Raw genomic sequence first — 4167 nt, 5'->3', positions numbered from 1 at the left:
GCGCGGCGCCGAGCGTGCGGAGCGGAGCGACCGCGCCGAGCGTGGCGACCGTGCGGAGCGGGGCGAGCGCACCGAGCGCGGCACCGACCGCGCGGAGAAGACCGACCGCGCCGAGCGTGGCACTGACCGCGCCGAGCGTGCGGAGCGGGGCGACCGTGGCGAGCGCACCGAGCGGGGCGAGCGCACTGACCGCACCGAGCGGGGCGAGCGCACCGAGCGGGGTGACCGCGGCGAGCGCAACGACCGCAGTGACCGGGGTGACCGCAACGACCGCAGTGACCGCAACGACCGGGGTGACCGGGGTGACCGGGGCGAGCGCGGGCAGCGGGTCGATCGGGACAACGACGGTGACGACGACGAGGGCGGCGGTCGGCGTAGCCGGCGCAGCCGCTTCCGGGACCGCCGACGCGGTCGTGGCGACCGTAACGAGGGCGGCGGCACCGACAGCGGTCGTGAGCCGCAGGTCAGCGAGGACGACGTACTCGTCCCGGTGGCCGGCATCGTCGACGTGCTCGACAACTACGCCTTCGTCCGGACCACCGGCTACCTGGCCGGTGCCAACGACGTGTACGTCTCGATGTCCCAGATCAAGAAGTACGGACTGCGGCGTGGTGACGCGATCACCGGCGCGGTCCGCGCGGCACGCGACGGCGAGCAGCGGCGGGACAAGTACAACCCGCTGGTCCGGCTGGACACCATCAACGGGATGGAGCCGGACGAGGCCAAGCGTCGGCCGGAGTTCTACAAGCTCACCCCGCTGTACCCGCAGGAGCGGCTGCGGCTGGAGACCGAGCCGCACATCCTCACCACCCGGGTGATAGACCTGGTCATGCCGATCGGCAAGGGCCAGCGGGCACTGATCGTCTCGCCGCCGAAGGCGGGTAAGACGATGGTGCTCCAGGCGATCGCGAACGCCATCACGCACAACAACCCGGAGTGCCACCTGATGGTGGTGCTGGTGGACGAGCGACCCGAAGAGGTCACCGACATGCAGCGGTCGGTGAAGGGCGAGGTCATCGCGGCCACGTTCGACCGTCCGCCGCAGGACCACACCACCGTCGCCGAACTGGCGATCGAGCGGGCCAAGCGCCTGGTCGAGCTGGGTCACGACGTGGTCGTCCTGCTCGACTCGGTGACCCGGCTCGGCCGGTCGTACAACCTGGCGGCGCCGGCCAGCGGCCGGATCATGTCGGGTGGTATCGACTCCACCGCGCTGTACCCGCCGAAGCGGTTCCTCGGCGCGGCCCGGAACATCGAGAACGGCGGCTCGCTGACCATCCTCGCCACCGCGCTGGTGGAGACCGGTTCGATGGCGGACACGGTCATCTTCGAGGAGTTCAAGGGCACCGGCAACGCGGAGCTGAAGCTGGACCGGAAGATCGCCGACAAGCGGACCTTCCCGGCCATCGACATCCACCCGTCCGGTACGCGCAAGGAGGAGATCCTGCTCGCGCCGGAGGAGCTGGCCATCGTGCACAAGCTCCGCAAGGTGCTGCACTCGCTGGACTCGCAGGCGGCGCTCGACCTCCTGCTGGACCGGCTCAAGCAGTCCCGCACCAACATCGAGTTCCTGATGCAGATCGCCAAGTCGACGCCGGGGGAGTGACCTCCACCGGGTGACACTCGTCGAAGGGGCGCGGCCGACACGGTCGCGCCCCTTCGACGTACCCGCCGGGGTTCTCTCCTGCGCCACGGCGGCCCCATCGACCTCTCGCGTACCGCCTCCGGCAGGTCGGAATGCGCGAGCCCGCGCGGGGAATGCCGAGGACGGGTCCGGCGTTGACCTGGTCGATCAGCCGGTACGGCCCGCTTCGCGGGTCTGCTGGGCCCCATGGCAGACTGGTCAATCGGCCACCGGTTCCGGTTCACGCCCCGTTCGCGCGTACTGGCGCGCGAGGGCGACCCGGCGACCACGACGAGAGGACCGAGGCGAGATGAAGTCCAACATCCACCCGGAGTACGTGACCACGAACGTCACCTGCTCCTGCGGCAACACCTTCACCACCCGCAGCACCGCGAAGGGCGGCGCGATCCACGTCGAGACGTGCAGCGCCTGCCACCCGTTCTACACGGGCAAGCAGCGTGTCCTGGACACCGCGGGCCGGGTCGCGAAGTTCCAGCAGAAGTACGCCAAGGTTCAGGCCAAGAAGGCCAAGTAGCTCCTGGTCCGACGCCCGCGTCCGGTTTCTCCCGGACGCGGGCGTCGTCCGTCTGTCGTCCGGTCTCCCCGCCGTCCAAGGAGCGATCCGCAGCATGAGCAGCGAGCGCCTGGCCGCCCTCCTCGACGAGTACGCCGAGTTGGAGAAGCGCCTGGCCGACCCCGCCATCCACGCCGACCAGGGCACCGCCCGTCGGGTCGGCCGCCGGTACGCCGAACTGGTGCCGCTGCACAAGGCCGCCGGGGAGTTGGCGCAGGCCCGGGCCGACCTGGTCGCGGCACGGGAGTTGGCCGCCGAGGACGCGTCGTTCGCGGCCGAGGCGGAGACGATCGCGTCGACGCTGCCGGCCCTGGAGGAACGCCTGGCCGAGCTGCTCATCCCGCGCGACCCGCACGACGCCAAGGACGTCATCGTCGAGATCAAGGCCGGTGAGGGCGGCGAGGAGTCGGCGCTGTTCGCCGGTGACCTGCTGCGGATGTACACCCGGTACGCGGAGCGGCGGGGCTGGCTCACCGAGGTGATCGACGCCCAGGACTCCGACCTCGGTGGGGTCAAGGACGTCTCGCTGGCGATCAAGACCAAGGGCGTACCCGACGGGGGCAACGGCGTCTGGTCCCGGCTCAAGTGGGAGGGCGGCGTGCACCGGGTGCAGCGGGTGCCGGTGACCGAGTCGCAGGGGCGGATCCACACCAGCGCGGCCGGCGTCCTCGTGTTGCCGGAGGCCGAGGAGGTCGACGTCACCATCGACCCGAACGAGCTGCGGATCGACGTGTTCCGGTCGTCCGGTCCCGGTGGACAGTCGGTCAACACCACGGACTCGGCGGTGCGGATCACCCACCTGCCGACCGGCATCGTGGTCTCCTGCCAGAACGAGAAGTCCCAGTTGCAGAACCGGGAGCAGGCCCTGCGGATCCTGCGCGCCCGGCTGCTCGCCGCCGCCCAGGAGCAGGCCGACGCCGCCGCATCGGACGCCCGCAAGGCGCAGGTCCGTACGGTGGACCGCTCGGAGCGGATCCGCACCTACAACTTCCCGCAGAACCGGATCACCGACCACCGGATCGGCTACACCGCGTACAACCTGGATTTGGCCCTGGCCGGCGACCTGGACGGCGTGCTCGACGCGCTCAGTGAGGCGGACCGGGCCGCCCGCCTGGCCGGCGACCCGGAGCTGACCCGCCGCTGACGCCGCTCAGGCGCTGCGCGGCCGGACCTTGGCCTGCAACATCTCGCGGTCGGCGGCCTCGAACGCGGCGCCGAGCGCGTCGCGTTGTCCCGGCCCGGCGGCGCCCACCTCGGCGAAGCCGATGCTGACGCCGACCGGCGTGCCGGGCACCAGCGACTCCCAGTCCTCGGTCCGGATCGCGGCGTCGATCCGGCGCGCGACCTCGGCGGCCTCGGACATCCCGGCACCGGCCAGCACCACGACGAACTCGTCGCCGCCGTAGCGGGCCACGAAGTCGCCCCGGCGCATCACCCGGTTGATCACCCCGGCGACGCGCTGGAGGACCAGGTCGCCCGAGTGGTGGCCGTGCCGGGTGTTGACCGCCTTGAAGCCGTCCAGGTCGCAGACGCCGATCACCACCCGTTCGCCCCGGGCGACCACCGCGGCGATGTACCGCTCCAGACGGCGCCGGTTCGGCAGCCCGGTCAGCGGATCGGTCAGCGCCTCGCCCTCGAACCGGGCCGCCTCGCGACGCATCTCCTCGTGGTCGATGCGGGCGGCGATGCCGTCGATGTAGACGTCGCGGAGCCGGTCGTGTCGTTGCGCGGCGAGCCGGAAGGCCAGCCGGTCGGCGCGGTGCGCCGCCGCGTGGTCACCGGCGCGGGCCAACGCGATGCTGCGCAGGCGTGCCGGTTCGGCCGCGCCGAGCGTCTCGGCGGAGACCTGGACGGCGTCCAGGCGGGTGACCGCCTCGATCGGCCGACCGGCCGCCACCGCCAGGCAGGCCTGGCCGAGTTGGCGCATGTCGCGGGCCCGGGCGCTGTCCGCGCCGTGGCCGAGCAACCG

General features: G+C 72.0%; 4 protein-coding genes. 3 read left to right on the top strand and 1 reads right to left on the bottom strand.

Annotated elements, in window-relative coordinates; translation table 11 throughout:
• The 3 genes from rho to prfA all read left to right on the top strand — a co-directional run.
• On the top strand, positions 1–1606 hold a 1606-nt coding region (gene rho / locus EYA84_RS27860; protein WP_131056841.1), incomplete at its 5' end, for a transcription termination factor Rho.
• A 328-nt stretch (positions 1607–1934) separates the two neighbouring features.
• The gene (gene rpmE / locus EYA84_RS27855) at positions 1935–2159 is read left to right on the top strand and encodes a 50S ribosomal protein L31 (RefSeq protein WP_131056839.1); all 225 of its coding nucleotides are present in this window, start codon (positions 1935–1937) and stop codon (positions 2157–2159) included.
• Between the two features lie 94 nt (positions 2160–2253).
• The gene (gene prfA, locus EYA84_RS27850) at positions 2254–3342 is read left to right on the top strand and encodes a peptide chain release factor 1 (protein WP_131056837.1); all 1089 of its coding nucleotides are present in this window, start codon (positions 2254–2256) and stop codon (positions 3340–3342) included.
• Between the two features lie 6 nt (positions 3343–3348).
• On the opposite strand, the gene EYA84_RS27845 is transcribed toward prfA, so the two are convergent.
• On the bottom strand, positions 3349–4167 hold an 819-nt coding region (locus EYA84_RS27845), incomplete at its 5' end, for a GGDEF domain-containing protein (RefSeq protein ID WP_131056835.1).

Origin of the sequence: Verrucosispora sp. SN26_14.1 (assembly GCF_004307965.1) — a bacterium.
Lineage (GTDB): Bacteria > Actinomycetota > Actinomycetes > Mycobacteriales > Micromonosporaceae > Micromonospora.
Note: the sequence above shows the minus strand (reverse complement) of the source record. Positions and strands in the feature narration are given on the sequence as shown.